A 25,632-nucleotide genomic window follows, 5' to 3' on the forward strand; every position below is an offset into this window, starting at 1 on the left:
ATCCGCCGCTACATCATCTGGCGAAACCGCCATGCCGACGACCGGCGCCTACGCGCCATCGTCGACAGGGCGAACGTTGCCTGATGCGGCACTAGGTCAGGGCGACCTCGAACCGGCGATCGTCACTGCCATGGGCATCACTTCCGACTTGTCGGTCCACCCCCGGGTAGCGGGAATGCTCAACCGGTTTGGAGATGCCCTGCACGGCCTGGCGGGCGGTAGTCGTCATACGCAACTCTGGGATCAGTACACCCGCGACATTCGGAGGACCACGTCGTGACAAAGATCGAGCTGGGCCACTGCCGCGATCTGACGGCGTCCGTGCGTCAGACGTTGATCGATCTGTACGCCGACGTCCGGGCTCCGTTGTTGCACCTGCCCAACTATGCGGTCGAGACGTTCGCCGAACGTCTCGACCGGCATGGCGGGGAGCCGGGGTTCGAGGCCGTCATCGGGTACGACCAGGGCGCACCGATCGGGTATGCGTACGGCAACACGATTGAATCCGGTGATCGCTGGTGGACTCGGATGGCCAAGCCGATGGCTCCGGAGCTGACGGCCGATCCCACGTTCGCGCTCAAGGAGCTCGGGGTCCGCACCCCCTGGCGCGGTACCGGTGCCGCCCGAAGGATCCACGAGGGCCTGGCCGGTGACCGCGCCGAGGCTCGCATCACACTGATGGTCAATCCGGCGGCCGGGGACGGGAAAGTGCTCGCGCTCTACGAGGCGTGGGGATACAAGGCCGTCAATGAGGTCCGGCCGAACCCGGACGCGCCTCCGCTGGTCGCGATGATCAGGGCCTGCCGGCGCAAGTAGCCGCGCCCGTTTCCCCGCTCCGTCCGGCGGCTCCATACTCGCGCCGTGGATCCTCAGGACACCCGGAGAGACCCGGCAGTACGCCCGAACCAGAGAGTGAGGCGCCCGAGTTCGAGAGTTGGTGGGCATGTAAGTGCCTGTGATCACGGTCGGCGGCAGGGTGGGACGGGAGTCGTCCGGGCGGCGGTCGGTTGGGCGGGCGGGGGGATAACCGGGGCGCGGAACCTCCTGACGGTCGAACATCAGCCGGACCTCGGCTGGTCCGACAGTCGGACCTTCGGCCCCCGCACCCTAGCGCGATCAGCGCGGGTGCGGGGGCCGAATCGTTCACTCTCTGCGGCCGACCAGCCACCTCTGGTACTCCTGTGCGGCAGGAGGGATGTGTCCTTGATCTTCAACCGGCTTCGCACCCGCAGAACCGCCACCACCCCGAGCGGCGGCTGTCCGTACGCCCACGCCCACAACCACGTCGGTGCACCGGGCGCGTTCCCGCAGCCCGTCCCGGCGTCCGGACCGCAGGCACCTGCACCGCACCGACCGGGCCCGCGGCTGCCGCCCGCGCCACCGCCGTTCACCGACCCGGACCAGGCCGCCGAGTTCATCCGCCAGTTCCACCGCGAGCAGCCCGCCGCCGGTGGCCCGGAGCCGCGACTGCGCGCCGTCCTGGACGAGATCGACCGCACCGGCAGCTACCTGCACACCCCCGCCGAACTCGCCTACGGCGCCAGGCTCGCCTGGCGCAACGCCGCCCGCTGCATCGGCCGGCTGTACTGGCGCAGCCTGGTGGTCCGCGACCTGCGCCACCTCTCCTCGGCCGACGACATCGCCACCGGGTGCTTCGAGCACCTACGGACGGCCGGCAACGGCGGGCGGATCCGCCCGGTGGTCTCGGTGTTCGCCCCCGACCGCCCGGGCCGTCCGGCCGCGCGCATCCTCAACCAGCAGCTGGTCCGCTACGCCGGGCACCGGGTCGACGGCGCCGTGGTCGGCGACCCGGCGGGCGCCGTGCTCGCCGCCCGGGCCCGCGACCTCGGCTGGAAGTGTGCCGAGGACCGCTTCGAGGTGCTGCCGCTGATCATCCAGGAGCGCCCCGACGAACGCCCGGTCTGGTACGGGCTGCCGGACGACACCACGCTGGAGGTGCCGCTCAGCCACCCCAGGTACGAGTGGTTCGCCAAGCTCGGACTGCGCTGGTACGCGGTGCCCGCGATCAGCGACATGACGCTGGAGATCGGTGGCGTCCGCTACCCCACCGCACCGTTCAACGGCTGGTACATGGGCACCGAGATCGGCGCCCGCAACCTGGCCGACGCCGACCGCTACGACATGCTCGGCACGGTCGCGGAGCGGCTCGGCCTGGACACCTCCAGCGACCGCACGCTCTGGCGCGACCGCGCGCTGATCGAGCTCAACATCGCGGTGCTGCACTCCTTCCAGGAGGCCGGGGTGACGATCGCCGACCACCACACCGAGTCGGAGCGCTTCCTCAAGCACGTCGCCCAGGAGAAGCGGCTGGGCCGCCCCACTCCGGCGGACTGGAGCTGGATCGTGCCCCCGGTCTCCGGCGGGCTAACGCCGGTCTACCACCGGTACTACGACCCGGTGGACCCGGATCAGCGGCCGGCCTTCGTCTCCCGCGAGCCCTGGTAGGAGCGGCCCGGCACCCGGGCTACGACCTCGCGGCGAGGCGCTCGAAGCGCAGCACGAGTCCGTCCAGCAGCGCCTCCAGGCCGGTCTCGAAGGCGCCCTCGTCCACCGTCCCCCGGTGCCCGGCCAGCCGGTGCGCCTCGCCGAGGTGCGGGTAGTCGGCCGCGTCGTAGACCCCGGCGTCCGCCGGGAAGCCGGCCGCGAAGGAGGCGAGCGCGGAACCGGTGACGAAGTAGCGCATCAGCGCGCCGATCCGGGTGGCCTGGCCGCGCGGCCACCCGGACTCGACCAGGTGCCCGAAGACGGCGTCGGCCAGGCGCAGCGCGTTGGGCCGCCGCCCCGGTCCCTGGGCGAGCACCGGGACGATGTTGGGGTGGGCGGCCAGTGCGGCGCGGTAGGAGCGGGCCCAGTGGCGCAGCGCCTCCGGCCAGGGGGTCGTCGGCCTCGCCGGCCCGGTCGGGGGGCCGGGGTCCGCGCCGCCGCTGAACATCGACAGGTCGACTTCGCCGATGACGCTGTCCACCACCGCGTCCAGCAGTTCGTCCTTGGTGGCGAAGTGGTTGTAGAGCGAGGGCCCGCTGACCGACAGCTCGGTGGCCAGGCGGCGGGTGGAGAGGGTGTCCAGCCCCTCCTCGTCGATCAGCCGCAGGGCGGCGGCGACGATGCGCTCGCGGCTGAGCAGCGGGGTGCGCGGACGGGCCATCGCGGTGACTTCCTCCGATTCCTCCGGCCGGCTCCCCCGGTCGGGTGGGTGGGGGACCGATTCTGACAGGTGCCTCTTCCCAGCGCGGGCTGCCCGGGGCTACAGTCCACCCGTAAAACTTGCAGCGCTAGTTTATCGGCCCGAGGCGTCCACCGGGCCCGAGTCGGGAGCCGCCGTGAACCTGGAGTTGTCCGAGGAGCAGAGCGCCGTCCGGGACCTCGCCGCCGCCTTCACCGACCGCGAGATCGTGCCGTACGCGGCCGAGTGGGACCGCGTCGAGTCCGTGGACCGGGCGATCATCGGCAAGCTCGCCGAGGTGGGCTTCCTCGGCCTGACCATCCCCGAGGAGTACGGCGGCAGCGGCGGCGACCACCTCGCGTACTGCCTGGTGCTGGAGGAGCTCGGGCGCGGCGACTCGGCCGTGCGCGGGATCGTCTCGGTCTCGCTCGGCCTGGTCGGCAAGTCGATCAACAGCTACGGCACCGAGGAGCAGAAGCGGCACTGGCTGCCCCGGCTCACCTCCGGCGAGTCGCTCGGCTGCTTCGCGCTCACCGAGCCCGGCACCGGCTCGGACGCGGCCAACCTGACCACCCGGGCCGTCCGGGACGGCGACGACTGGCTGATCAGCGGCGCCAAGATGTTCATCACCAACGGCACCTGGGCCGACGTCGCGCTGGTCTTCGCCCGCACCGGCGGCGGCGAGCCCGAGCAGCGGGGCCACCGGGGCATCACCGCCTTCCTGGTGCCCACCGACCTGCCCGGCTTCGGCCGCACCACGATCCACGGCAAGCTCGGCCTGCGCGGCCAGGCCACCGCCGAACTCGCCCTGGACGAGGTCCGGGTGCCCGACAGCGCCCGGCTCGGCGAGGTCGGCAAGGGCTTCACGGTGGCGATGGCGGCACTGGCCAAGGGCCGGATGTCGGTCGCGGCCGGCTGCGTCGGCATCGCCCGCGCCTGTCTGGAGGCCGCCGTGCGCTACGCGGGCGAGCGCGAGCAGTTCGGCCGGCCGATCGCCTCGCACCAGCTCGTCCAGGAACTGCTGGCCGGCATCGCGGTGGACGTCGAGGCCGCCCGGCTGCTCACCTGGAAGGTCGCCGACCACATCGAACGCGGCCTGTCCTTCGCCACCGAGTCCTCGATCGCCAAGCTCCACGCGAGCGAGGCCGCCGTCCGGGCCGCGAACAACGCGCTCCAAGTGTTCGGCGGCTACGGCTTCATCGACGAGTACCCGGTCGGCAAGTACCTGCGCGACGCGCGGGTGATGACCCTCTACGAGGGCACCAGCCAGATCCACCAACTGCTCATCGGGCGTGCCCTGACCGGCGTCAACGCCTTCTGACCCTCCTCCCCCGACAAGGAGCACGACGTGCGTCCCGTCTACTTCGCCGCCGCCCGCCGCACACCCATCGGCCGGCTGCGCGGCGCGCTCGCCACGGTGCGTCCGGACGACCTCTCGGCCACCGTGCTGCGCGCCCTGCTCGCCGACGTCCCCTCCCTCGACCCGGCCCGGATCGACGACGTCTACTGGGGCGCCGCCAACCAGGCCGGCGAGGACAACCGCAACGCCGCCCGGATGGCCGTCCTGCTGGCCGGCCTGCCGGAGAGCGTCCCCGGAGCCACCGTCAACCGGCTCTGCGCCTCCGGCCTGGAGGCCGTCACCCTCGCCGCCCGGGCCATCGGCTCCGGCGAGGCCGACGTGGTGCTGGCCGGCGGCTGCGAGTCGATGACCCGCGCGCCCTTCGTCCTGCCCCGCCCCGACGAGGCGCTGCCGCACCGGATCGAGACCTACGACACCCGGCTCGGCTGGCGGCTCACCAACCCGCGGATGGCCGAGCTGCACGGCGTGCTCAGCATGGGCGAGACCGCCGAGGAGGTCGCCAGCCGGTACGGCATCGGCCGGGAGCGCCAGGACGCCTTCGCACTGCGCAGCCACCAGCGGGCGGCCGCCGCCCGCAAGGACGGGCACTTCGACGCCGAGCTGATCCCGGTCGAGCGGCCGGACGGGGTGACGGTCGGCCAGGACGAGGGCATCCGCGAGGACACCAGCCTGGAGAAGCTCGCCAGGCTCAAGCCGGCCTTCCGCCCGGACGGCACCGTCACGGCCGGCAACGCCTCGCCGATGAACGACGGCGCGGCCGGGCTGGTCCTGGTCAGCGAGGAGGCACTGCGCGACCTCGGGCTGCAGCCGCTCGGCCGGTACGTGGCCGGGGCCTCGGCCGGGGTGCACCCCGACGTCATGGGCATCGGACCGGTGCCCGCGACGCGGAAGGTGCTCGGACGGGCCGGCTGGACCCTCGCCGACCTGGACACCGCCGAGCTCAACGAGGCCTTCGCCGCCCAGGCGCTGGCCTCCGCCGACGGCATCGGGTTCAGCCCGGAGCAGGCCGACGAAGTGGTCAACCCGAGCGGCGGGGCGATCGCCCTCGGCCACCCGCTGGGCGGCTCGGGCGCCCGCATCCTGACCACCCTGCTGCATCGGATGCACCGCACCGGTGCCCGGCGCGGCCTGGCCACGATGTGCGTGGGCGTGGGACAGGGTACGGCCGTGCTGGTCGAGAACGTCTGAGGGAGTTTCCAGTGATCGGAGGAACTGACATGGCCCGTTTCACGGGGAAGGTCGCCGTGGTGACCGGCGCGGCGCAGGGCATCGGCGCGGCCACCGCCCGCCGGCTGGCGGAGGAGGGCGCGGTGGTCGCCGTGGTCGACCTGACCGCCGAGCGGGCGGCCGGGACGGTAGCCGAGATCACCGCCAAGGGCGGCACCGCCCGGGCGTACGGCTGCGACGTGGCCGACTACGACTCCGTCGACGCGGTGTTCGCGCAGGTCGCGGAGGAGCTCGGCGGGCTGCACATCCTGGTGAACAACGCCGGGATCACCCGGGACAACCTGTTCTTCAAGATGCCCAAGTCCGACTGGGACGCGGTGCTGACGGTCAACCTGACCAGCGCCTACAACTGCAGCCACGTGGCGCAGAAGTACATGGTGGCGCAGAAGTACGGGAAGATCGTCTCGCTCAGCTCGCGTTCCGCGCTCGGCAACCGGGGCCAGGCCAACTACGCGGCCGCCAAGGCCGGCATCCAGGGGCTCACCGCGACCCTGGCGATCGAGCTCGGGCCGTTCAACATCAACGTCAACGCCGTCGCCCCCGGCTACATCGCCACCGCGATGACGGCGGCCACCGCCGAGCGGGTCGGCGCCACCGCCGAGGACCACCAGACCGAGGTCGCCGCCCGCACGCCGCTGCGCCGGGTGGGGCAGCCGGAGGAGATCGCGTCGGTGGTGGCCTTCCTGGCCAGCGAGGACGCCTCGTACGTGAGCGGGCAGACGCTGTACGTCAACGGTGGAGCCCGGTGATTTGACGGAGGCTTACCCGAGGCCGGTCAACTTGGTAAACTTGACCAACTCGGTGAAAAGTGTGAAATAGGTAAGACTCGACTGACGACCAGTCAGCCTGCCGTCCCAGATGAGGGGTTACCTTCTCCTGGGACGGCCTTTACCTTTTTGCGTGGCCGAGCATGACCATGCCGCTGATGGGACTACCCCACCAAATGACTATGGCATGATCATGCGGCAGTCGATGGGATGGCCAGACCGACCCGACCGGACCAAGGTCGGGCCCTGCGTCCCCCTCAAGGAGTCCCATGGGCAGCCCCGCTACCCTCCGCCGCGCCCTGGCTCTGCTCGCCTCGGGGGCCACCGCCCTCACGGCCGGCACCTTCGCCGTACCGGCTGTCGGCGCTGCGACCGCCGCCCCCTCGCACGACCTCGCGGGTGTCCACGTCCGCCCCGCCTCGGCCGGACACCACCTCGCCACGGCCCGCCCGGCCCCGCTGAGCACCACCCAGTGCGTCAGCCAGATCGGCATCCACTGCTACTCGCCGCTGCAGTACCGCACCGCGTACAACCTGAACCCGCTGTACAAGGAGGGCGTGACCGGCAAGGGCCGCACGATCGTCATCGTCGACTCCTTCGGCTCGCCGACCATCCAGCACGACCTGGAGGTCTTCGACAAGCAGTGGGGCATCCCGGACACCCAGGTCGAGGTCCAGAAGTGGGGCAACGTCCCCGTCTTCGACCCGAAGAACCCCGACCACACCGGCTGGGCCGGCGAGACCACCCTGGACGTCGAGTACGCCCACGCGATCGCCCCCGACGCGCACATCATCCTGGTCGAGACCGGCGTCGCCGAGACCGAGGGCACCACCGGCCTGCCCGAGATGATGGACGCCGAGAAGGCCCTCATCAAGCAGGGCCGCGGCGACGTCATCTCGCAGAGCTTCGGCGCCACCGAGAACACCTTCCCGGGCTACGACAAGGGCGACTTCAAGTCGCTGACGGACCTGCGCTACGCCTTCAAGGCTGCCGCCGACCGCGACGTCACCGTGCTCGCCGCCTCCGGCGACAACGGCGCGACCGACTCGCAGCTCAACGGCACCGACCTGTACCCGTACAAGGTCAACTCCTGGCCGTCCTCGGACCCGCTGGTCACCTCCGTCGGCGGCACCCAGCTCACCCTGGACGACAACGGCAACCGCACCGCGGCCGACAAGGTGTGGCACGACAAGTCCGGCGCCGGCGGCGGTGGCGTCTCCGGCATCTTCGAGCGCCCGTGGTACCAGGCCGGCGTCGCGAACGTCACCGGCAACCACCGTGGCACGCCCGACATCAGCATGAGCGCGGCCGTGGACGGCGCCGCCTGGACCTACGAGTCCTACGACCCGACCGCGGTCGGCTGGCACCTCACCGGCGGCACCAGCGAGGCCACCCCGCTGTTCTCGGGTGTCGTCGCCCTCGCCGACCAGCTGGCCGGCCACCGCCTCGGCCAGCTCAACTGGCGCATGTACGGCATGAACCTGCTCCCGAGCCAGTGGAGCGGCATCGTCGACGTCAAGGACGGCGACAACGGCTGGAACGGCGTCACCGGCTACAACGCCACCGAGGGCTACGACCTCGCGAGCGGCCTCGGCACCATCAACGGCGCCAAGTTCGTCCACGCGCTCGCGGGCGACATCCAGGGCGACGACGACCAGCAGTAAGTAGTGGTCGGTCGTGGTCGATGTCGATGTCGGTGCGTGACGGCTGACGTCGGCTTCTGACGGCTGACAAGTAACAGCGAACGGATAACAGATTTCGAAATCTGTTATCCGTTCGCTGTTTTCTGTCTGCTGTCTTCTGTCAGGTGGTGGCCGGTGGTTGCCGATCGTCGGCCGTCGGCCGTCGGCTGCCGCCCAACAACCGGCGGGCGGCAGCCGACCGGGCGTCAGGCCTGATCGGCCGGGGCCGGGCTGGCGGCCAGCTGGGCGAGGTAGCGCTCGGCGGCACGGAGCTTGCGGCCGTCGCGGCCGGGGAGGTGGGCGCGCAGCTCGATGATCTCCGGGGCGATGCGGATCGCCTCCGTAGGGTCGGTGATCGAGCGCCAGCAGGCCTCGGCGTTGGTGGCCGCCTGCTGGGTCTCCGGGTGGTTCGCGCCCTGGGAACGGAGCAGCGTCAGGGCGACCTCGCGGTAGATGTCGGCCGCCTCGGCCGTTCGGCCCGCGAGCCGGCACACGTGCGCGCGCACCTGCCGCACCTGGAGGACGGGCTCGGAGACGGCGCCGTGCTCGGCGATCGCCTCCAGTTCGAGCGCGAAGGCGAGGTCGGTGGCGGCCGCGTGGTCCCCGGCGTCGGCGCTGCGGACGATCCGTCCGATGACCTCGCGGTAGTCCGCGCGGGGCGCGTTGGCGGCCGGGGTCCCGGCGACGGCCTCGGCCGGGGTCTCAACCGGGGTCTCAACCGGTGCAGGCGGCTGATCGGCGGGCGGCTGATCGGCCGGGAGCCGGTCCTGCGGCACCTCGCCCGTCGGCGCGGCTTCGACCGGTACGACCTCGACTGGTACGGCGTCGGACGGTACGGCGTCCTGGGGCTCCTCCGCGACCTCGACGACCTCGGCGACCGACTCAACCGGCTCGGCGACCGACTCAACCGCCGGAACGGCCGCAGCCGCCTCGACAGCCTCGTCCACGGCCTCCGGCCCCTGCTCCGGCTGCGACTTGCGCAGCGTCACGCCCGCCGACCGGACGATCTCCGCCGCCGGCACGTCGGCCGGGACGTGCTTGTGCAGGCTCACGCTCGACGCCTCGTCAGGCTGCTCGCCCGCCTTCACCAGGCTGACCTGCTTGGCCGGTCGCGGCGGCGTGGGCGGCACGCCCGGCTTGATCAGGCTCACCAGGCCGTCCACCGGCAGGACCGGCACCGGCCGTTCGGCCACCGCGCCGTGCGGCCCGGCCTGACGCGGCAGCGGCGGCACCGGGGGCAGCGGACGCTCCGCCTCGACCGCGTCCGGCACCGCGACGCCGTCCATCACCGGCACGGCGTCCGCCGCCGTAACCGCATCCGCCATCGGCACGGCGTCCATCACCGGCAGCACGTCGGCCACCGGGACCTCGCCGCGGCGGGCGGTGTTGCGGAAGACCGGGCGGTCCGGGACGTGCGTGGCCAGGATGACCACGTCCGGCCGCAGCACCGAGTACACCTGCTGCCGCAGCTGCTCGGGCGCGAGCACGTCGCCCGCGCCGGGGCGGCCGCCGTGCAGCGCCTCGATCAGGGCACGGGTGAAGGTGCCGATCTGCTCCGGGTCCGGGCTGACGACCGCCCACAGCGGGATGCCCTCGCTGAGCGGCGAAACGGTGCCCTGGAGGTACGGCCAGGCGTTCTGGTCGGCGCTCAGGTCGGCGATGACCAGGGTCTGCCACTCGGCCGGACGGTGGCTCAGCTCCGCGGCAATGGCCTGCCAGGGCAGCCCGTCCTGCCGGGAGTCGCGCAGGGTCAGCTGGAGCTGGCCGCCGCGCTTGTCGGCGACCACGTGCCCGCCCAGGTGCACCAGCAGCGGCCCGGGGTGCCGGGAGGCGGCGCGCAGGTGGGCGAGGACGGTGTGCGGGTCACTGGCGCCGGGGAGGTGGACGGCGTCCACCGCGTCCGCGGCGAGCAGCACCTGCGGCGAGACGGCGGCCAGCATCGCGGACAGCACCGGCGCCTGGGCCGGTCCGCCCCGGCCCCAGGTACGGCGGCCGGAGGTGCCGTACCCGCCCTCGATCACCAGGATCCGGCCGCGCGGCGCCGTGCCCAGCCCGCCCGGCCCGCCCGTACCGGCGGCCGCGCCGCCCGGGACGGTGAACGGCGGCGGCGTGGCCGAGGCCGGCGCGTTGCCCGCGGCGGGCAGGCCGGTGAGGGTCCATCCGGTGGGCGCGACCGGCGGCGCGGGCGGCACCGACGCGGGCGCGGGCGGCGCGGCCGCAGCAGGGGGTGCCGGGGGCGCCGGGGGCGCGGGCGGCGGCTCGTACAGCGCGGCGGGCCCGGGCGGGTGCTCCTCGGCGGGCAGGCGGGAAGGCGGCGGCGGTACGGCGTCCCAGGGGCCCGAGTCCGCGGCTGGCTCGGAACCTCCGGAAACAGCTGTCGTCTCCGCCATCTTCTGGTCACCGCCCCGCCCCGCCGCTGCCGCGGCGTCTGATGCCCTTGCCTGCGTGGTGCCTGCCACCACGTTCCGTGCGCGCCACCCTACGAGATCCCGGCACACCCGTTCCAGGCCGGGTACCGATCGGCGCGCCACACGGCCCGCAGCGCCAGCTATCGTGCCGCCATGACCGGCTCCGGTGCGCCCCTGCTCTTCCTCGACGTCGACGGACCGCTCCTTCCCTTCGGCGCCCCGCCCCCGGGCGGCTACCCCACCTACCCGGGCCCGGATCCGTCCGGGAACCCGCTGGTGGCCCGGGTCGACCCGACGCTCGGGCGGCGCCTGCTGGCCCTGCCCTGCGAACTGGTGTGGGCCACCACCTGGCTGGACGACGCCAACGACTGCCTCTCGCCCCGACTGGGCCTGCCGCAACTGCCCGTCGTGGACTGGCCGGTGGCGGACGACGAGGACGGCGGCACCGGCGGGAACGGCAGGAACGGCGGACCGCACTGGAAGACCCGCCCGCTGGTCGCCTGGGCGGCCGGACGCCCGTTCGCCTGGGTGGACGACGAGATCACCCCCGCCGACCGCCGCTGGGTCGAGGCCCACTCCCCCGCCCCCGCCCTGCTGCACCGCGTCGATCCCCAAGTCGGTCTCACCGACGCTGATTTCAGCACCCTCGACGCCTGGCTACGCACCACCTGAGCCGCTCTTGGACGGTCGGCCTCGTGAGCGCCAGGTCGGATCCGGCCGGGTCCGACCGATGTGGCCACACGGCGACGACTGCTCGCTTCAGCTCGATCACGGTCGCGGCGAACCCGCTGTACACGGCCAGGCGTTCCTGGCGCAGCAGTTCCTCGCGAGCACGACGCTCATCATCCTCTGGTCTCCACTCGACTGCGCGGCGTCGGCGGATGCCGCGCAGTCGCGACCGGCTCCCCTGGGGCTGTGGGTTCCGTGACTTCGTGAGCACTGGCTCCTGCCCAAAGGCCGGCATCCGGACGCGGCGAGCAACGGCGGTCTCGGCGGTTCTTGAGCGATCCGGGCTTCCTGGGCGATCGGGCCGATGACAGAGAGTCAACTACCCGCGGCTGAGGTCCCGGGTTTGCGGTTGACCGTGTGTCTGACGAGTTGCCTCGTCAGCGACCTCCGCGTCCGACCGGCGCTCTACGCGCTGGTGGGGCTGTGTTCCAGCTGAGGCACCGGTCGTCGAATGCCTGCGCCGCGTCCTCACGGAAGGCGATCGGCTTCGACTCCGCCTTGTTCCGCCGCTTGGAACCCTTCGGGCCGAGGTTCCCGGCCTTGATGTTCGCCTTCAACGCCGCATAGGCGTCGCAGACCTTCTTCACCACCCGCACCGTGGGCTGCGCCGACAGGTCGAACTCGCCCTTGACCTGCCGGTACACCATTGGCTGGAGACGTTGCGCCGCTCCTCACCCGTGCGGAACGCCACCACGGAGACGCGGTTCGCCGCACGGTTGCACGCGCGCAGGGTGACGGCGAGCGCGTCGGCCTCGTAGGTCGACGGCTCCAGCTTCACCCGAACAACGATCTTCACAGAGCGTGAGAATAGGTCACACAAAGTCAGAGACCAAAACGGGAGGTCAGAGCCCACCGAAGGGAACTCCGTCGCTTCGCGGCTCCGGGACAAGGAGCGGGGCTGAAGCCCCGGGCTTCCTCAGTAGATTCAGGTGAAGTCCCGCACTCTGATGACGTGGGTGGTCCCAGCGCTGCCGCCGGCCCGCGCGCAACGAAGGCCGAGGGGCGCCGTGCACCTGCCTGGGCACGTTCGCTGTACGTCACGTCACCGCGCGGACATTGCGGTCGGCCGTGGGGCTGGGAAGATTGATCGTGGCGGTTCGGTCGTCGTCGAGGCGGCCACCGCTGAATGCCACCGGGTGCCCCGTCGGACCCGAGGTGAGCAGGAGGAGCTCGACATGCCCGTAGCAGACGCCGAGGTAGCGGTATTGATCGTCGGTGGCGGGCCTGTCGGGCTCACCGCCCGAGCGCTACTGGACCGCTGGGGCGTGCAGGCACTGCTGGTCGAGAAACACCGCGAGCTGTCGCCCTTTCCGCGGTCCCGGCTGGTCAACGTGCGCTCGATGGAGATCTATCGCCAGCTCGGGCTCGCAGCCGGGATAACGGGCGACGCGTTCGCGCCGGAGTACGGCCGCATCCGCTTCCGCGACACCCTGTGCGACCGTGATTTCGCCACAGCGGCGATGGTCGGGGTCAATGCGCTGGTACCGGAGAGCCCCGTGACCGGCGTGGTCACCTCACAGGATCGGTTGGAACCCACCCTGCTCGCCGCAGCGGACACACGAGTGCGTTTCGGGACCGAGCTCATCGACCTGGCCGAGGAAGCCGACAGCGTCGTGGCTTTGCTCGTCGACCACCAACGCGGTGCCAAGACCCGCGTCCGTGCCCGTTATGCAGTCGCCGCCGACGGCGCGAACTCCAGCGTCCGGCAACTGCTGGGAATCGACACCACTGGCCCCGGAGCGATGGGGCGCTTCACCACCGTCGTGTTCGACGCCGACCTCGACCGCTGGTGCGCCCACCAGCCGGCCGGCGTCTACTTCACCGCGCACGGTCTGTTCGGCCCGCTGTACCCCGAACGAGGCTGGGCCTGGTTCGTGCCCACGCCCGAGGACGCCGCACGCGTCGACTGGCCCGACCTCCTCTCGCGCGCCATCAGCCCCGGTGCCGAGGTCCGAGCCGACGTGTTGCGGATTCAGCACTGGGTGATGAACGCGTTCGTCGCCGAGCGCTTCCGTCACGGCCGGATCCTGCTGACCGGCGACGCCGCGCACGCGCTCCCCATCGTCGGCGGCCTGGGCATGAACGCCGGGATCGCCGATGTGCACAACCTGTGCTGGAAGCTGGCGGGCGTCCTCCGCGGGTGGGCCGAACCGAGTCTGTTGGAAAGCTACGAGACGGAACGGCAACCTGTCGCCCGCAGGACTCTCCACCAGGCGGTGGCGAACAGCCGGCTTCTCCTCGAAGTGCAGAACCGGCGCCGAGAGCAGCGCCGACTCGGCGAAGCAGCACCGGTCCACGTCGAACTTCCCTGGTCGGAGCGGTACTTCGCTCAACTCGGTCTCGTGCTCGGCGTCACCTACCGCTCCAACGCCGTCCTCGCCGACGACACCGCCCCGTCCGGGCCATCCGACACAGGCACTGACTACGTCCCCACCGCGGAGCCGGGCCATCGCATGCCACACCTCTGGCTCACACCCGGCCGCTCCACTCTCGACGCCTTCGGCCAATGGTTCACCCTGCTCACCCCGGACGCCACTCGCTGGGAGCAAGAGTCCACCACACCATGGCCGTTGCACATCGAGGCCCTTCCCAGCGAGCACACCGACTCCTGCGGCCTCCGTCCACACGGGGCACTACTCATCCGACCCGACGGCCACATCGGCGCCCGCTGGCGCGACCGCCCGTCGAGCGACGCCGCCCTCCGCCACGCCCTCACCACGATCACCCGTTAGACACCCTCCGACAGTTCAGCGCCCCATGGCGCCGGCCATCGCCGGTTCCGTGGCGCCGAGACACAACCGTGTTCCACTACCGAACGCAACCAGTGCTCGTGATCCGCCGACAGTGCTCACGGAATCGTGGACCCTGGGAGGGGCTGAATTCCTCAGGAGCCGGCCAGCAGGTCGCGCAGCAGGGCAACCGTGTCGGCGTCCAGGTCGCGGCCGGTGCGGCGGCTCAGGGCGTCCAGGCGGTTGACGGCGCGCAGGAGTTGGTCCCGGGCGCCGGCCGAGGCGTAGGCGTAGAAGAGGTCCCGGTGCAGCAGTTCGATGTCCGGGGCGACGGCGAGGCCGCGGAAGACGGCGGCCTCGGCGCTGCGGTGGTCGCCGTACTGGAGGCGGCGGGCGGCGAGTTCGTGGGCGGTGTCGACGATGGCGGCGATCATGTCCTGGCGCTCGGCCTCGGCCCAGCCGTAGGAGGCGGGCGGGGCCTCGGCGAACGGGGCGCCGCGGACCAGGGCCAGGGCGTGGGCGAGGGCCGCGTCGGCGGTGGCGCTGGTGCTGCGCATGCCGCGCCGGTAGAGGCTGCGAAACTCGTCCCAGTCGCAGGTGACGGCCGGGGCGAAGGCGTAGCCGTCGGTGGCCTCGGTGGACAGGTAAGCGCGGCCCTCGCCGGAGGTGCCGAACCAGGCGGCCAGGTCGGCGAGTTTGGCCGGGAGCGGGCTCTTGGCGTCGGCGGCGGTGGGGTGCGGGTCCAGGTGAGCGGCGCCGGGGTGCAGGTCGTGGTCGAGCGCATGGTGGTCGGAGCCGGGGCGCAGCGCGAGGTAGACGGCGAGCTCGGTCAGCCGGGACAGCGCGCCGGGTTCGACGGTGCCGAAGGTGCCGGCCACGTCGATCGGGCCGAGCAGCCGGATCCGGGGGGCGTTGCGCGGGGTGTGCGCCTCCGGGGAGCGGAGGATGGCGAGCAGGTCGTCGCTGTCGCTGCGGCCGGGGGTGGTCCGGGCGACCGGCGCGACCGCGGCCGGTCCGGGCTTCACCTCCGGCTCCACCCGCTCCTCGGTGTCGGCTGCGCGCTCCGCGACGGTGCCGGGCTCCGGCCGGGACGGCACGCGCGGGTCGATGCCGGTGGGCGCGGGCGCGCTCTGGTGCGTCGGGGCGGGCTCGGCGGGCGCCGGGGCCGGATCGGCGGGCGTCCGAGCGGGCACGGGGACGGGCACGGCGGGCGACTGCGGTGCCACGGGCTGGACGGGCTGGACGGGCTGGACGACAGCCGGGGCGTCGGTCGGCATCACCTCAGCAGCCACGGCCGTGTCCACCGGAGCGTCCGTGGAACCGACCGGCTCGCCCGGCAGCCGCAGGTCGCGGGTGGTCTCATCGGCGGCCTGCCCGGCCTCGGCGGCGCCCCGCTCGGTCTCCGTGGCGGCCTTCCCGGTCTCGGTCGCCGCCTGCCGCCCCTGCCCGTTGACGGCGAACCTCGCCGGGCCGGCCGGTGTGGGGACGGGGACCGGAGCGGGGGCGGGCGTCGCCGGGTCGGTGCCCGCGAACGGGCTGGCGCCGGTGCCGATGACCCGGGTCAGCAGCCGGGGCCCGGCGGCCGTGTCCGTGCCCTCCCCGGCCGACCCTGCCTCCCCGGCCTCCGCCGCCGGAGCTCCGACGACGGCCAGCACCGGTGCGACGGGCGGCAGTTCGGCAGTGTCCGCGTCGTCGTCCGGATCCGGGTCGAGGCCGGGACCGTCCAGGGTCCAGGCGGGCGCCGGGTGCTGGGTGGCGTCGTCGGCGGCCCGGAGGAGTTCGGCGATCTGGTCGTACTGCTGTCCGTCGAGCCGCTGGAGCTCGACGGTCAGGTGCAGGCCGGGGATGGCGGCCTGGCCGGTGGTTGGCAGGGTCCAGCGGGCGACCGGGCCGGTGCCGCGCTCGGGGGCGAGGGTGATGACGGCGACGCAGGTGCGCGGACGGGCGTCCAGCAGACGGCCGAGCTCGGCGGGGGTACCGCCGCCGGGCTGCTGGGCGCAGAGCACGATCTCGGGCACCCAGGACTCGTCCGCCTGCCCCCGGCTGCGGGCCTCGCGCGGGCTGGAGGCCTCGGCGGCGATCAGGGTGGCACGGGCCTTGGCGGTGCGCGGGCCGACGGCGGCCAGCGCGGCCTCCAGGGTGGGGTGGCGGTGGATGCGCTCGGCGGCCGGTCCGCTGATCGGGACCTCCTCGGCGAGGTCCACCAGGTGCAGGTGGAGCCGGTCGGCCAGCGGGCTGTGGGCCAGTTCGATGGCCAGGGTGCGCAGGACGTCGCGGGCGTCGTCGGGGTGTCCGGAGAGGTGGAGCAGCCGGATGGCCTCCAGGTCGGCGAGGACCACCGATCCGTCGGGCGAGCTGCCGAGGGTGACCAGCGCCGGGTAGGGCGCGGCGGTCTTGCGGGCCTGGGCCGCGCTCAGCAGGTCGCCGGACTCCTCGCTGCACCACCAGACGTTGGCGGCGTGCGCGGCACGGAACGGCGCGATCGGCGTGGCCGGTCCGGACAGGTGCAGCTCGATGGTGTGGCCGGGGGTGATCCGGGCCGCAACGATGGCCGGCAGCCGCTTGCCGCCGCGCACGGTGTTGCGGGCCAGGGTGCGCAGAGCCCGGTCCAGCAGTTCGAGCCCGGCCTGGTCCTGCCGGACCATCAGCTCGTTCTCGAACGCGGCGGCCTCGGCGGCGGGCATCGCGATGCGGTGCAGGGGGCGGCGGGCGCGCAGCTGGGTGCCGCGCTTGTAGGCGACGGTGCCGACCATCATGGCGGCGAGCAGGACGCCGACGGTGGAGGCGGCCAGGGCGACGGTGTAGTCGCCGTCGGGCGCCGGGTCGGCGTGCGCCGCGGGAGCGGGTGTGTGGGCGGGAGCGGGTGTGTGGGCGGGAGCTGGCGTCGGCGCCGGGGCTGACTGCGACGCGCCCGGCGTGGGCGCAGCCGGCGTCGGGGCGGCCTGCGTCGGGGCGGGAGCGGGCGCGGGCGTCTGTTCCGGCGCCGGAGCCGGCGCGGGCGTCTGAGCGGCCGGGGTGGCCGCCCCCGGCACCGTGAGCACCATCCCGGGCTCCAGCACGTCCGGGTCGGTCAGCCGTTCCCCGTCCGGCGCCTGCACCCCCTTGTTGGCCTCGAAGAGCTTCGGCCAGGCCTCGCCGTCCCCCAACTCCCGCTGGGCGATGGCCGACAGGCTGTCCCCGGCCTGGACGGTCACGGTCTTCTGCCCGCCCGCGCCCGGCTCCGCCCCGGACTGCGGCGACTGCGCGGGACCCGGGGCCTGCGCCTGACCGGCAGCCGGATCGGGGGCCTGAGCCGGGGCCTGCGCGGGCGCCTTCGCCTCGTCCGCCTTGGCGTCCGCCGGCATCAGCAGCTCCCAGCCGGGCTGGATCGGCCGGTCCGCGTCGAATCGGACGCCCGAATCGTCCATCACCCGGCCGTCGTTGAGCTTGGCGATCTCCACCCACCGTTCACCGGATCCCAGTTGGCGCTCCGCGATGGACCACAGGCTGTCCGCCGGCCGGCTGTCCCGGACGGTGTACGTGGGGTGCTGCTCGGCAGCCGGGCTCAGCGCGGGCGCGGACTGGGCGGCGGGCAGCGCGGCCTGCTGCACGCCGGGGGTCAACTGCGCCTGGGCAACCGGGTGGTGGGCCAGTTCCGGCACCGCGGCGAAGGCCGAACCGGCCACCGGCAGCAGCGCGAGCACCGAGCCGACCAGCCCGGCCGCGAGCCGCTGGCTCCAGCCGAAGGCCGGGATCCGCCGGGCGATCCGGCCCCGCAGCTGGGCCGGGATCTCCAGCAGGACGGAGAGCGCGAAGCACGCCCAGGCCAACCATCCGACCACCACCAGCAGCCAGAGGAACAGCCGCCCGTCGTCCGGACTGGTGAGCGCCTCGCCCACACCGCCCGGAGCGACCTCGCCCATCGAGGCGACCGCGTGGGTGCCGTACAGCAGCAGCGCGGGGACGCCGAACAGCAGGGCGAGCAGGGTGAGCAGCGCGGCGAGCGCGGTGAGCAGCGCGCCGCCGCGGCCGCGTCCGGCCCGGTGCGCGCTTCGACTCCGACCCCTCGCGGTTCGATTCCGGTCGTTCCCCGGCCCGGTCCCGGTCCGGCCGGTACGGGCCGGGGTGGTTCGGGCCTGGTCCTTGGCACGTGGCGCGGCCATCAGTCGGTCTCCGCTTTCTCGACTCCGTGGACGAGGGTCGCACTGCCCTTGCCCGTTACCTTCCGCTGCCCGAGGGCGCCCAGCAGGACCGGCCGGTAGTCGGCCTGCACGGTGACGGTGACGACCTTGCCGTCTTTGTCGAGCTTGACGTCGTCGGCGTGCAGCCCGTACAGCCCGAGGTAGGCGTCGGCGGCCTTCTTGGCGTCCTCCTGCAGGACCTTGAAGCCCTTGCCCTGCAGCACGGCCGACTGGTCGAGCTGCTGTCCGCCGACCCGCGCGGCCTCCTGGGCGTACGCGTCGGTGCGCTCGGCGACCCGCAGTCGGCCGCCGGCGTCGATCACCAGGGCGATGACGAGCACCAGGTAGGCCGCGCAGATCGCCACGAAGAGGGCAACCGCGCCCCGGTCCGACCGGCGAAGGCCCCGGTGAAGCCGGTGAAGCCTTCGACGTCGCAGGCCGCTCAGCACTCGCATCCCCTCCCCCAACAATCCGCACGATGTCTCCCCACCGGGCGCCACTCGGTGCCGTTGCGTCATCCCCCGAGCGCTCTCCGCTTGCGTCTCCCCCGCACGAGCCGTCCCCAATCCCCCGACCGCCCGTCACGGCCCGCGCCGCCGTCATGTGCCGCGGTAGCGGTCCACCACGGAGGTGAACTCGCCGACGAGGTGCTTCGTCACGGGCACGCCGGAGGGTCCGCCGAGCAGGTCGGCGAGTTCGACGTCGCAGACCACGGTGACCTTGACGGTGGCGACCGGGCCGTCCGGCAGCTCCAACTCGCCCTGGTCCAGTCGGACGTCGCTGTTCCGGCAGGAGACGCCCTGCTGGCGCAGCGCGTCGAGGGCGGAGTCCTTGGCCGGCTTGTCCATCCCGGCGACACTGCGCTGCAGCGAGGCCGTCCGGGCCCCGGCACGGGCGGCGGCCTCGACCGTGCCGGCCGCGGTCTGCACCCGGCCGGCGGCGATCGCCAACAGGACCAGCCCGACCACGCCCGGTACCACGATCGCCGCCTCGATCGCGATTCCGCCCCGGTCCCGCCGTCGCGGGCGCCACCGCAGCCCCCGCCGCCCGGCGCCACCGCGCGCCGCCGCGGCACGAGCGCTCACTTCGCCACCACCGGCGGGACGAAGCGCTCGCGCGGCGCCTCGGCGTACTGCCGGATGCTGGGCCCCGTGAGCCCGGGTATCAGCAGCGGGGGCGTCAGCTCCACGGTGACCTTGATCGTGTCGGACGTACTGCCGTCCGTGAGCACCTCGTACCCGTGGACGCCCTGCCGGTCCAGGAAGTCCCGGGCCTGCCGCCGGGCGGCGTCGTCCTTCACCTCGTCCGCCCTGTTCCCCTGCACCCGCCCGGCGTCCACGCCCTCGCGGGCGGCACTGAGCGCGACCTGGCGGTCGTACCACCACAGCGAGGCCTGGACGACGAGCAGGACGAGCAGCAGGACGACCGGGAAGACGATGGCGAGGCTGACGCTCATCGACCCCCGGTCGCCGCGGCGGCGAGGCATTCGGATCACTTGGAGGCGCCGCCCGCGCCGCCGGCGCCGCCGGGCATGTTCGGATCCTGGTCGACCTTGGTGACGACCTTGTCCTTCAGCAGGTACAGCGCGGTCGCGACGGCGCCCGCGACGAACACCAACGCGATGATCGCGAGGGCGAGTTCGATGCTGATGGCGCCCCGGTCGCCGCGCGCGCGGGCGGCGCGCAGCCGGCCCAGCCGGAGCGTGAACAGCAGCAGGGCGAACTGCACGGGCAGCAGGACGGGCCTCAGCACCCGGCCGGCCAGCTGGGCGAGTCGTACGGACATCGGGGGTCTCCCAGGGTGTGGTGTGGTGTCAGCTGCTCTGGGACTGACGTCAGTTGAGCATCTGGTGGAGCGCGGGAAAGACGATCAGGACAGTCATCAGCAGGGTCAGGGCGGCCCCGGGCGCGACCATCCGTTCGCTGTCGGCGTTGGCGCGGGCGAGGTCCTCGGCCAGCAGCTCGCCGCGCAGGCCCTTGGCGCGGGCCCGCAGGGTGTCGTACACGGCGGCGCCGTCGGTGCCGGACAGCCGCATGATGTCGGCCACGTCCTGGAGCGGGCTGAGTCCCAACTCACCGGCCAGCGCGTCGAGTCCGGCCCAGGGCGGAAGGCGGTCGGTGGCGGCGCGTTCCAGCGCGTCGCGGATCCGCCGGAACACCGCGCCCTGTCCGACCGAGGCGGCGCGGCGCAGTGCCTCGGCGGGGCCGCAGTCGGCGGCCCGCTCCAGGGCGACGAGTTCCAGGTAGGCGGCGATGCCGTGCAGGTACTCGGTGCGCGCCTCCTTGGCCTCGCCGCGCACGATCGCGTCCGGGACGAAGAACAGCAGCCCGGCCAGCAGCGGTCCGGCGACCAGCGGCATGGCGAAGGGCAGGCCGACGTCCATCAGCGCGGCCATCGCGCCCAGGTAGGCGGGCAACATCAGCCCGAGCGCGGCGAACAGCAGCTTGTGCACCATGAACCGGGCCGGGGTGCGGCCGATCAGGGCGAGTTCGCGGCGTGGGACCGAGACCCCGCGCAGGGTGAGCGAGCGCTCCCCGATCCGGTCGTACCAGGGCGGCCGCTCGTCCGGGTCCTGCGGCCGGTCGGCCGGGGCGCGGTGCAGCCGGTCCAGTGCCTGGTGCAGGTCCGGTGGCGCGGGCCGCAGTTCGGCGATCAGCAGGGCGATGCCGCCGGCCGCGGCTGCGCCGGCCAGCACGGACCAGGGGGAGATCACCGGACCTCCCCGAGCTGCTCGGCGGGCGCCTGCCCGGGCCCGTCCTTGTCGCGCCCGCCCTTGCTGCGCCGGTCCGGCGTGAGCAGCCGGGGCACCGGCGGGTGCGAGGCCAGCGCCCGCATCCAGGCGATGATCGCGACGAACAGGGCGGCGACCACGGCGAGCACGATCTGTCCGAGGAAGGTCCCGTACGGGCGGGTGTACTCGGTGTTGAAGGAGCCGACCGTGACGACCAGCACGATGATGCCGACCAGCCAGCGGATGGTGGTGCGGTGCTTGGCCCGGTCGGCCTCGATGGTGCGGCGCTGGCGGACCTCCTCGCGCACCGAGTCGGCCATGTCGGAGAGCGTCCGGGCCAGGCCCGGGCCGCTGTCCCCGGCCCGCAGCACGAGGGCGGCGAGCACCTTGTCGGCGGTGGCGTCGGCCAGGCTGTCGGCGAAGGCCCGCAACGCCTCCTCGGGCCGCCAGCGGGCCTGCAGCCGGGCGGCCAGCTCGCCGATCTCGTCCTCCAGGGCAGCGGGGGCGGTGCGGCGGCTGGTGACGATGGCCTGGTTGAGGCCGACGCCGAGCAGCAGCACGTCGGCGATCCGCTGGGTCCACTCGGACAGCGCCTCCAGGCGTTCGATCCGGTGGGTGTCCGGGCGGGTGGTGTCGAACAGCCAGGGCAGGCCGAAGACGGCCAGAGGCACCAGCAATGCGGTCAGCGGGATGCGGGTGAACAGCCAGGCCAGCGGGGCTCCGACGAGCGCCAGCGGCAGTTGGATCCGGCGCAGCCGCACCATCCGCAGGGAGGCCGCGCCGGGGGCGCCGTACCAGAAGACGTGGGCCCGGCCGGCCAGCGGGTTGTCCGGGCGGTCCGGCTCGTCCTCGCCGGCGGGCTCGCTGCCGCGGGCCCAGGCCACCAGGGCGACCAGGCCGCCCGCGACCGCCAGCCCGCACAGGGCGAACAGCAGCATCACCGCGCGCCACCGCCGATCCGCAGCTGCAGCGGGCTGGCCCAACTCCCGTACCGGGAGCCGAGCAGCGAGGCGTCGAAGCCGGCCCGGCGCAGGTCGTCCAGGCACTGCGGCGGGGTGTGCGGGACGGCGCGCGGCTCGCCGAGTTCCGGCCGGGGGCCGAAGACGGTGTTCAGCGCGGGCCGGCCGCTCTCGCCGAGGCCGGTGACCTCCAGGACGTGGGAGACGAAACGGTGCCGGCGGCCGCCGACGGCTGTCTCGTCGACCATGGCGACGTGCACGATGAGGTCCAGGGCGTTGGCGGTGAGCCGGTAGGCGAGGGCGTCGGTCATGTGCGAGCCGTACTCCAGGCAGAGTTCGGCGATGCGGTCGACCACCATGTGCGGGCCGCGGGCATGCAGGGTGCACATCGAGCCGCCCTCGCCGTTGGTCATGACCCGCAGCATCGGGACGACCTCTCCGGAGCGGACCTCGCCGACGATGATCCGGGAGAGGGTCATCCGCAGCGCCGCGGGGATCAGGTCGCCGATCGTCAACTCACCGGCCAGGCGGCCCTCGACGCGTTCGCCGTTGCCCTCGCGGGCCTCCATCGGGACGACCTGGCGCAGGTGGCCGAGGGTGTGCAGCCAGAGCTCGAACTCCGACTCCAGGGTGCCGATCCGCTCGTCCGGCGGGATCTCGGCGGCCATCGCGCGCAGCAGGCTGGTCTTGCCGACGCCTTGGGTACCGGTGATCATCACGTTCTTCCGGGCCCGGATCGCGGCGGCCAGGAAGGCGGCCAAGGTGCCGTCCAGGGTGCCGAGTTCGACCATTTCGGGCAGCGTCGCCGAGGCCACCCGGTGGCGTCGGATCGCCACGTACGGGCGGGGCGTCACCTCGGTGAGCGCCTGCAGACGCATACCGCCCTCCAGGCGCAGGGCGAGGGTCGGGCTGGCCGTGGACAGGCTTCGCTCGCCGCCACCGTGCTGGCGGGCCAGGTCCTGGAGCAGTTCGACGAGTTCGGCGTCACTGTCGGCCACCGGCGGGACCTGGCGCAGGGGTTGGTGCACCTTGGAGACCCAGACGTCGTCGCAGCCGTTGATCAGGATGTTCTCGATCTCCGGGTCGTCCAGGTAGGGCTGGAGCCGACCGGCCCGGAACAGCAGGTCGAAGACGGCCTCGGCGAGGGCGCGGTCCTGCTCCCGGGTGGGCGGGATGCCGTGGGTCTGCGCATAGGCGTCGGACCAGCGGGCGACCGCCTCCTCGATCAGCGCGCGGCCGCGCTGACGGCGGGTGGCGCGGTCCGGCTCGGTGCCGGAGCCGACGGTCAACCGGGAGATCTGCTGGTGCAGTTCGGCCGCGACCTGGCGCTTGAGCTCGCGCGCGACCTGCGGGTCGACGGCCGGCCGGGTGGCGGCGCCGCGCAGGTCCAGCGAGGGCAGCTGGGAAGGTACGGCAGTGGGCCCGGCGCCGCCGCCGGGGGCCGGAGCGGCGGGTTGGGGCGCGACCGGGCCGGGCTGGTACGCCTGTGCGGGCTGCGGCGGCGCGGCGGCCGGCACGGGCGTCGGCGCAGGTGTGGACGTGGGCGTCGACCAGGGCAGGGCGGCCGGGTCGGCTGTCGGGCGCTGGTGCAGGGGGCTACCGCGCACGGAGCACCTCCCCGGGGGTGTGCGGGTACGGGTTTCCATCGGTCCGACTGTCCGTCACCATGGGTTGCTGGAGCGGGTACTGCCCGTCCTCCTCGGCCGGTCGCGGAGACTGGACGTGCGCCGGGAACGGCGCCGGCGCGGCCGGCTGCGGCGCCAGCCCGGCCAGCGGCGCGACCGGGCCGGTGGTGATCACCGGCGGGGTGTACGAGGGCTGCTCGCCCTCGCCCGGCCCGTAGGCCGACTCCCCGTAGGCCGACTCCCCGTAGGCCGACTCCCCGTACGGCGCCTGGCCGTACTGCTGCTGTCCGTGCGGTTGCTGCCCGTACGAAGCCGGGGCGGACACCGGAGCCATCGGCGGCACCGGCGACATCGGCGGCACCGGCGCCGGGGCGGGCACCGGTACGGCGGGCGCGGCCGGCGCGGCCGGGTTCGGCGCCGCGAGCTGGGCGGGCGTGGGCGTCGGCGCGGCTGTCGGCGCGAGCCGCTGCCGCCGTCGGCGGATCACCAGCTGCACCTCGTCGGCGGCCGAACGGGCCGTGCGCATCAGCTCCGAGCGGATGAACCGCCGGTCGGTGGTGTCCCCGCCGTCGGAGAGCACCCGCGCGGTACGGGCGGCGTGCGGCAGCACCCCGAGCACCGGCAGGCCGAGCTCGCGGGACACCTCCGCCCCCGGGTACGGCCCCTCGGCGACCAGCAGCAGCCCGAGCGCGTCGGCCCCGGTCCCGCCGGCGGCCAGGTCCTCGGCGAGGGCGGCGAGCCGGGGGCGGGCCGCGCTCAGCCCGCGCAGCGTGGTGCGGACCGTCACCGCCACCACGTCCGCGCGGCGGGCCAGCACCGCGCTCGTCCCGGTGGCGCCGGAGCGGCCGAGGTCCACGATGACGTCGTAGCCCTGCTGCTCGATGCCGTGCAGCAGTTCGGCGAGCGGCTCCCAGGTGTAGGCGAGGCCGGGCGCCTGGGCCGGGTCGGTCAGGCCGGGCAGCAGCAGCCGCACCGCGTCGCCCTCGGGCGAGAGGTCGATCAGCTGTTCCCAGATGGTCTGGGCGAGCAGCCCGCGGCGGTCGGCGACGGCGAGGTTGCGCAGCCCGTACACCGCCTCGACCCGGCCCTCCAGGGCGCCCGCGAGCACCGCGCCGCCGTCCGGGTCGGCCTCGACCAGCAGGATCCGCCGACCGGGCGGCAGCGGCCAGGCCAGCAGCAGCGCCAGGGCGGTCGTGGTCGCGCCGGGCGCGCCCGGACCGCCGACCACCGCGATCACCGCCATCAGGCGCCGCCCGTTCCGGCCGGGGTCGCGGGCGCGGTGACCGCGCCGGAGGACGGTACGCCGGTGGGGGCCGCCGAGGGGGCCGCCGGGGCCCCGGTGCCGCTCGGGACGGCGCGCGGCGCCAGCAGCACCTGGATCCGCCCGCCGGCCACCCACTGCGCGAGCCGCGGCCCGTCCACCGAGCCGACCGCCACGTCGATCACCTGGCTGCCGTCGGTGTCCACCCGGCCGACCGTGATGACCGTCGCGGGCAGCGAGTCGGCCCGGCCGTTGTCGGGGGTGTTGACCACGACGATCTGCACCCCGGGCTGGAGCCGGCTGGCGGGCAGCTGGCTGCGCTTGGCCGACACCCCGACCACGATCTGCCCCGGCTGCACCGACAGTCCCTGCGCCAGGTCGGAACCGGTCAGCATGGCCCCGCGCTTGAGGTCGGTGGCGGCCCGCATGCCGACCGCCTTGACCCGGTCCTGGGCGGACACCGGCCGCAGCGCCGGATCGCCCGCGATCCGGGCCACCACCAGGTCGTCCTCGGTGATCACCTGCCCCCAGGGCACGTCCCGGGCCAGCGCCAGCACCGCGACCCGCTGCCCGGTGCTGTTGTAGAGGGCGGCGCCGCCCAGCCCGCCGGCCGCGATCAGCGCGACCGCCATCGCCAGCACCGCCGGGCGCCGCCGCCGGGCCCGCATGGTCCGCCCGGGCGCGTGCGGCGTGGCACGGCCGCGGCCCCGGCCCGCGCCGCGGCCCTGCTGCTCTTGGCCCGGCTGCTCCGGTACCGCCACGGACACCGCGGCGCCTGCGGGTGTGCCGGATCCCGGCGTCGCGAACGTA

Annotated in this window: 21 protein-coding genes and 1 pseudogene; 9 read left to right on the forward strand and 13 right to left on the reverse strand. The window is 73.7% G+C overall.

What is annotated here, in order from left to right:
* From ACFQ87_RS34065 to ACFQ87_RS34075, 3 genes and pseudogenes are all read left to right on the forward strand, one after another.
* Positions 1 to 280 (forward strand): annotated as a pseudogene (locus ACFQ87_RS34065) (hypothetical protein); the annotation flags it as partial.
* Complete coding sequence (locus ACFQ87_RS34070) at positions 277 to 816, forward strand: GNAT family N-acetyltransferase (RefSeq protein WP_380614772.1); 540 nt, start codon at positions 277 to 279, stop codon at positions 814 to 816. The pseudogene ACFQ87_RS34065 and the gene ACFQ87_RS34070, both read left to right, overlap by 4 nt.
* Before the next feature lie 549 nt (positions 817 to 1,365).
* Positions 1,366 to 2,466: a nitric oxide synthase oxygenase gene (locus ACFQ87_RS34075; protein ID WP_380614801.1), complete on the forward strand. Its 1,101-nt coding sequence runs from the start codon at positions 1,366 to 1,368 to the stop codon at positions 2,464 to 2,466.
* A gap of 19 nt (positions 2,467 to 2,485) precedes the next feature.
* On the opposite strand, the gene ACFQ87_RS34080 is transcribed toward ACFQ87_RS34075, so the two are convergent.
* Positions 2,486 to 3,166: a TetR/AcrR family transcriptional regulator gene (locus ACFQ87_RS34080; RefSeq protein WP_380614773.1), complete on the reverse strand. Its 681-nt coding sequence runs from the start codon at positions 3,164 to 3,166 to the stop codon at positions 2,486 to 2,488.
* A 175-nt stretch (positions 3,167 to 3,341) separates the two neighbouring features.
* Between ACFQ87_RS34080 and ACFQ87_RS34085 the strand changes: the two genes are divergently transcribed.
* The 4 genes from ACFQ87_RS34085 to ACFQ87_RS34100 all read left to right on the forward strand — a co-directional run bounded on the left by ACFQ87_RS34085 (position 3,342) and on the right by ACFQ87_RS34100 (position 8,202).
* Positions 3,342 to 4,505, forward strand: coding sequence for an acyl-CoA dehydrogenase family protein (locus ACFQ87_RS34085; RefSeq protein WP_380614774.1), 1,164 nt, complete (start codon positions 3,342 to 3,344; stop codon positions 4,503 to 4,505).
* A 27-nt stretch (positions 4,506 to 4,532) separates the two neighbouring features.
* The gene (locus tag ACFQ87_RS34090; RefSeq protein WP_380614775.1) at positions 4,533 to 5,732 is read left to right on the forward strand and encodes a thiolase family protein; all 1,200 of its coding nucleotides are present in this window, start codon (positions 4,533 to 4,535) and stop codon (positions 5,730 to 5,732) included.
* 29 nt (positions 5,733 to 5,761) lie between these two features.
* A complete protein-coding gene (fabG, locus tag ACFQ87_RS34095; protein WP_380614776.1) occupies positions 5,762 to 6,520 on the forward strand; it encodes a 3-oxoacyl-ACP reductase FabG in 759 nt (252 codons plus the stop codon).
* 287 nt (positions 6,521 to 6,807) lie between these two features.
* Positions 6,808 to 8,202: a S8 family serine peptidase gene (locus tag ACFQ87_RS34100; protein WP_380614777.1), complete on the forward strand. Its 1,395-nt coding sequence runs from the start codon at positions 6,808 to 6,810 to the stop codon at positions 8,200 to 8,202.
* Positions 8,203 to 8,426: 224 nt separating this feature from the next.
* Here the strand turns inward: ACFQ87_RS34100 and ACFQ87_RS34105 are convergent, their stop codons facing one another.
* Positions 8,427 to 10,610, reverse strand: coding sequence for a hypothetical protein (locus ACFQ87_RS34105; protein WP_380614778.1), 2,184 nt, complete (start codon positions 10,608 to 10,610; stop codon positions 8,427 to 8,429).
* A gap of 171 nt (positions 10,611 to 10,781) precedes the next feature.
* Between ACFQ87_RS34105 and ACFQ87_RS34110 the strand changes: the two genes are divergently transcribed.
* Positions 10,782 to 11,300, forward strand: coding sequence for an HAD domain-containing protein (locus ACFQ87_RS34110; RefSeq protein ID WP_380614779.1), 519 nt, complete (start codon positions 10,782 to 10,784; stop codon positions 11,298 to 11,300).
* A 434-nt stretch (positions 11,301 to 11,734) separates the two neighbouring features.
* Here ACFQ87_RS34110 and ACFQ87_RS34115 read toward each other — a convergent pair whose 3' ends face one another.
* Complete coding sequence (locus tag ACFQ87_RS34115; protein WP_380614780.1) at positions 11,735 to 12,004, reverse strand: hypothetical protein; 270 nt, start codon at positions 12,002 to 12,004, stop codon at positions 11,735 to 11,737.
* 309 nt (positions 12,005 to 12,313) lie between these two features.
* On the opposite strand from ACFQ87_RS34115, the gene ACFQ87_RS34120 reads away from it, so the two are divergent.
* Complete coding sequence (locus ACFQ87_RS34120) at positions 12,314 to 14,089, forward strand: FAD-dependent monooxygenase (RefSeq protein WP_380614781.1); 1,776 nt, start codon at positions 12,314 to 12,316, stop codon at positions 14,087 to 14,089.
* 152 nt (positions 14,090 to 14,241) lie between these two features.
* Here the strand turns inward: ACFQ87_RS34120 and ACFQ87_RS34125 are convergent, their stop codons facing one another.
* The 10 genes from ACFQ87_RS34125 to ACFQ87_RS34170 form a co-directional block, all read right to left on the reverse strand.
* Positions 14,242 to 18,228 carry a LysM peptidoglycan-binding domain-containing protein gene (locus tag ACFQ87_RS34125; protein WP_380614782.1) on the reverse strand — a complete coding sequence of 1,329 codons (3,987 nt, stop codon included), beginning with the start codon at positions 18,226 to 18,228 and terminating at the stop codon, positions 14,242 to 14,244.
* Positions 18,228 to 18,611, reverse strand: coding sequence for a hypothetical protein (locus ACFQ87_RS34130; RefSeq protein ID WP_380614783.1), 384 nt, complete (start codon positions 18,609 to 18,611; stop codon positions 18,228 to 18,230). The genes ACFQ87_RS34125 and ACFQ87_RS34130 overlap by 1 nt, the downstream gene beginning before the upstream one ends.
* Before the next feature lie 234 nt (positions 18,612 to 18,845).
* Complete coding sequence (locus ACFQ87_RS34135; RefSeq protein WP_380614784.1) at positions 18,846 to 19,331, reverse strand: TadE/TadG family type IV pilus assembly protein; 486 nt, start codon at positions 19,329 to 19,331, stop codon at positions 18,846 to 18,848.
* Positions 19,328 to 19,702, reverse strand: a complete 375-nt coding sequence (locus ACFQ87_RS34140; RefSeq protein ID WP_380614785.1) for a TadE/TadG family type IV pilus assembly protein — start codon at positions 19,700 to 19,702, stop codon at positions 19,328 to 19,330. The genes ACFQ87_RS34135 and ACFQ87_RS34140 overlap by 4 nt, the downstream gene beginning before the upstream one ends.
* 35 nt (positions 19,703 to 19,737) lie before the next feature.
* Positions 19,738 to 20,031: a hypothetical protein gene (locus ACFQ87_RS34145; protein WP_380614786.1), complete on the reverse strand. Its 294-nt coding sequence runs from the start codon at positions 20,029 to 20,031 to the stop codon at positions 19,738 to 19,740.
* 49 nt (positions 20,032 to 20,080) lie between these two features.
* Positions 20,081 to 20,959, reverse strand: a complete 879-nt coding sequence (locus ACFQ87_RS34150) for a hypothetical protein (RefSeq protein WP_380614787.1) — start codon at positions 20,957 to 20,959, stop codon at positions 20,081 to 20,083.
* Positions 20,956 to 21,915 carry a type II secretion system F family protein gene (locus ACFQ87_RS34155; RefSeq protein ID WP_380614788.1) on the reverse strand — a complete coding sequence of 320 codons (960 nt, stop codon included), beginning with the start codon at positions 21,913 to 21,915 and terminating at the stop codon, positions 20,956 to 20,958. Before ACFQ87_RS34155 ends, ACFQ87_RS34150 begins: the two co-directional genes overlap by 4 nt.
* Positions 21,915 to 23,543 carry a CpaF family protein gene (locus ACFQ87_RS34160; RefSeq protein WP_380614789.1) on the reverse strand — a complete coding sequence of 543 codons (1,629 nt, stop codon included), beginning with the start codon at positions 23,541 to 23,543 and terminating at the stop codon, positions 21,915 to 21,917. The genes ACFQ87_RS34155 and ACFQ87_RS34160 overlap by 1 nt, the downstream gene beginning before the upstream one ends.
* Positions 23,533 to 24,804, reverse strand: coding sequence for a hypothetical protein (locus tag ACFQ87_RS34165; protein WP_380614790.1), 1,272 nt, complete (start codon positions 24,802 to 24,804; stop codon positions 23,533 to 23,535). Before ACFQ87_RS34165 ends, ACFQ87_RS34160 begins: the two co-directional genes overlap by 11 nt.
* Complete coding sequence (locus ACFQ87_RS34170) at positions 24,804 to 25,589, reverse strand: SAF domain-containing protein (RefSeq protein WP_380614791.1); 786 nt, start codon at positions 25,587 to 25,589, stop codon at positions 24,804 to 24,806. The genes ACFQ87_RS34165 and ACFQ87_RS34170 overlap by 1 nt, the downstream gene beginning before the upstream one ends.
* Positions 25,590 to 25,632 lie beyond the last annotated feature (43 nt).

This window comes from Kitasatospora sp. NPDC056531 (assembly GCF_042794375.1).
Lineage (GTDB): Bacteria > Actinomycetota > Actinomycetes > Streptomycetales > Streptomycetaceae > Kitasatospora.

Bases quoted from the DNA above. Each gene is read 5' to 3' on its own strand.
- ACFQ87_RS34080 (WP_380614773.1), bottom strand. From the start codon at position 3,166: ATGGCCCGTCCGCGCACCCCGCTGCTCAGCCGCGAGCGCATCGTCGCC.
- fabG (WP_380614776.1), top strand. From the start codon at position 5,762: ATGGCCCGTTTCACGGGGAAGGTCGCCGTGGTGACCGGCGCGGCGCAG.
- ACFQ87_RS34100 (WP_380614777.1), top strand. From the start codon at position 6,808: ATGGGCAGCCCCGCTACCCTCCGCCGCGCCCTGGCTCTGCTCGCCTCG.
- ACFQ87_RS34105 (WP_380614778.1), bottom strand. From the start codon at position 10,610: ATGGCGGAGACGACAGCTGTTTCCGGAGGTTCCGAGCCAGCCGCGGAC.
- ACFQ87_RS34110 (WP_380614779.1), top strand. From the start codon at position 10,782: ATGACCGGCTCCGGTGCGCCCCTGCTCTTCCTCGACGTCGACGGACCG.
- ACFQ87_RS34115 (WP_380614780.1), bottom strand. From the start codon at position 12,004: ATGGTGTACCGGCAGGTCAAGGGCGAGTTCGACCTGTCGGCGCAGCCC.
- ACFQ87_RS34125 (WP_380614782.1), bottom strand. From the start codon at position 18,228: ATGGCCGCGCCACGTGCCAAGGACCAGGCCCGAACCACCCCGGCCCGT.
- ACFQ87_RS34140 (WP_380614785.1), bottom strand. From the start codon at position 19,702: ATGAGCGTCAGCCTCGCCATCGTCTTCCCGGTCGTCCTGCTGCTCGTC.
- ACFQ87_RS34145 (WP_380614786.1), bottom strand. From the start codon at position 20,031: ATGTCCGTACGACTCGCCCAGCTGGCCGGCCGGGTGCTGAGGCCCGTC.
- ACFQ87_RS34155 (WP_380614788.1), bottom strand. From the start codon at position 21,915: ATGCTGCTGTTCGCCCTGTGCGGGCTGGCGGTCGCGGGCGGCCTGGTC.
- ACFQ87_RS34165 (WP_380614790.1), bottom strand. From the start codon at position 24,804: ATGGCGGTGATCGCGGTGGTCGGCGGTCCGGGCGCGCCCGGCGCGACC.